Genomic DNA, 2,271 nt, shown 5'->3' with positions numbered 1-2,271 from the left:
TCGGCATCCTGGGCCAGTGCGTCGATTTGCGCCTGCGGCAGCATGGCCAGCAGCAGGCGGTTGTTCATGGCATTGGAGTAAAAAATCTCGCCAAAGCTGGGTGCAACCACCGCCTGGATGCCGTACTGCTGCAGCCCCCACACGGCATGCTCGCGGCTGGAGCCGCAGCCGAAATTGGCCCCGGCCACCAGCACCCGGGTATGGGCGTAGGCGGGCTGGTTCAGCACGCAGTCGGGGCGCGGCTGGCCCTGGCCGTCAAAGCGCAGGTCGTACAACAGGCCCTGGGCCAGGCCAGATTTGTCGATGCCGTGCAGAAACTGCTTGGGCATGATCTGGTCGGTGTCGAGGTTTTCGGTGCGGATGGCGGCCATGCGGCCTTCGATCTGGGTGGTATCAAGCATGGTGCAGCTCCAGGGTGCGGACATCGGTAATGCAGCCGGTCACAGCGGCGGCGGCGGCCATGGCCGGGCCCATCAAATGGGTGATGGCCCCGCGCCCCTGGCGGCCCTCGAAGTTGCGGTTGGTGGTGGACGCGCAGCGCACGCCGGGTGCCAGCAGGTCGCCGTTCATCGCCAAGCACATCGAGCAGCCGGGTTGCCGCCATTCGAAGCCCGCGTCCAGCAGCAGCTGGGCAATGCCTTCGCGCTCGGCCTGCTGCTTCACCGCGCCCGAGCCCGGTACCACCATGGCCCGCACGCCCGCAGCCACGTGCCGCCCGCGCACCACGGCGGCCACGGCGCGCAGGTCCTCGATGCGGGCGTTGGTGCAGGAGCCAATGAACACGTGCTGCACCGGCGTACCCGCAATGGCCGCGCCTGCTGCCAGCCCGGTGTAACGCAAGGCCTGCTCGGTGCTGCGGCGCACCGGGCCTTCGGGTTGGGCCTCGGGCCGGGGCACGCAGCCGTCTATCGCCACCACCTGGTCGGGGCTGGTGCCCCAGGTGACGTGCGGTGCCACGCTGCGGGCATCGAAGCGGTGTTCCACATCGAACACCGCGCCGGGGTCGCTGTGCAGCGTGGCCCAATGGGCCAGTGCGCCATCTTGCACCGCACCCTGGATGTCGGGCGCGCGGGCCAGCACGTAGTCGATGGCCGTGGCATCGGGTGCAATCAGCGCCCCGCGTGCGCCCGCCTCCACCGCCATATTGCACAGGGTGAAGCGCGCCTCAACCGACAAGGCTGCAATGGCGCTGCCGCAAAACTCCACTACAAAGCCGCGCGCGCCCTGGGCCCCGATCTGGCCGATCACCATCAGGATCAGGTCCTTGGCCGTGGTGCCCGCGGGCAACTGGCCGTCGATGCGGATGCGCATATCTTGCGCCAGCCGGTACACCAGGGTCTGGGTGGCCAGCACATGCTCCACCTCCGAGGTGCCGATGCCAAAGCCCAGTGCCCCCAGCGCGCCGTAGGTGGTGGTGTGGCTGTCGCCGCACAAAATCACCATGCCGGGCCGCACCATGCCGTGCTCGGGCGCAATCACATGCTCTATGCCCTGCAGCGCGTCGTTGGTGTCAAACAGCGGGATGCCGTGCTGCACGCAGTTGCGCTGCAGGTTGCTGGCTTGCAGGGCCGGGGCGGCATCGGTAATCACCCGCCAAGGCGTAGGCGTGGTCGGGATCACATGGCTAACCACCGCCACGTTTTGCCCCGGCATGGGCACGCCACGGCCTTGTTCTTGCAGCCCGGCAAAGGCCTGCGGGCTGGTGTATTCGTTCATCAGGTGCAGGTCGCAAAACAGCAGCACGTTCTGTGCGTCCAGCACCGCCACGGTGTGGCTGGCGACGAGTTTTTGGTACAGGGTGCGGGTGGTCATAAGGGCCGTCATACCGTGGCTCCCATCAGGAAGGACAGCACCTTGGCCAGCAGGGCCTCGGGCGCTTCTTCGGCGATGTAGTGGCCGCAGTGCAGCGGCTCGCCGCGCACGTCCATGGCCACGCGCTGCCATTCGGCCAGCGGCTGGAAGCAGCGGTGCACCACGCCCTGCGCGCCCCACAGCGCCAGCAGCGGCATCGGCAGGCGGTGCCCGGCGGCACGGTCGGCGCGGTCGTGTTCCAGGTCGATGCTGGCGGCGGCGCGGTAGTCTTCGCACAGGCCGTGGGCGGTGCCCGGCAGGGCCAGCGCGCGGGTGTACTCGGCCAGCGCACGCGGGTCAAACGGGGCCAGCCCTGCGCTGCGGCTGCCCATCACATCGCGGATATAGGCGGCGGGGTCGGCCTGGATCAGGCGCTCGGGCAACGGCGCGGGCTGGATCAAAAAGAACCAGTGCCAGTAA

General features: G+C 68.6%; 3 protein-coding genes. All 3 read right to left on the bottom strand.

Annotated features, from left to right (window positions below; genetic code table 11):
* Positions 1-401: 3-isopropylmalate dehydratase small subunit (gene leuD / locus AC097L_RS23240; protein WP_479589110.1), on the bottom strand; the 401-nt coding region annotated here is incomplete at its 3' end.
* Positions 394-1,812: a 3-isopropylmalate dehydratase large subunit gene (leuC, locus tag AC097L_RS23235; protein ID WP_479589111.1), complete on the bottom strand. Its 1,419-nt coding sequence runs from the start codon at positions 1,810-1,812 to the stop codon at positions 394-396. The genes leuC and leuD, both read right to left, overlap by 8 nt.
* An 8-nt stretch (positions 1,813-1,820) precedes the next feature.
* Positions 1,821-2,271, bottom strand: a 451-nt coding sequence (locus AC097L_RS23230; RefSeq protein ID WP_479589109.1) for an alpha/beta fold hydrolase, incomplete at its 5' end; no start/stop codon positions are given.

The sequence above is a fragment of the Rhodoferax sp. RT5P35 genome (assembly GCF_056521385.1).
This window is presented reverse-complemented; position numbering and strand designations above follow the sequence as displayed.

Excerpts from the sequence above, each read along its gene's own strand:
- leuC (WP_479589111.1), bottom strand. The coding sequence starts at position 1,812 with ATGACCACCCGCACCCTGTACCAAAAACTCGTCGCCAGCCACACCGTG.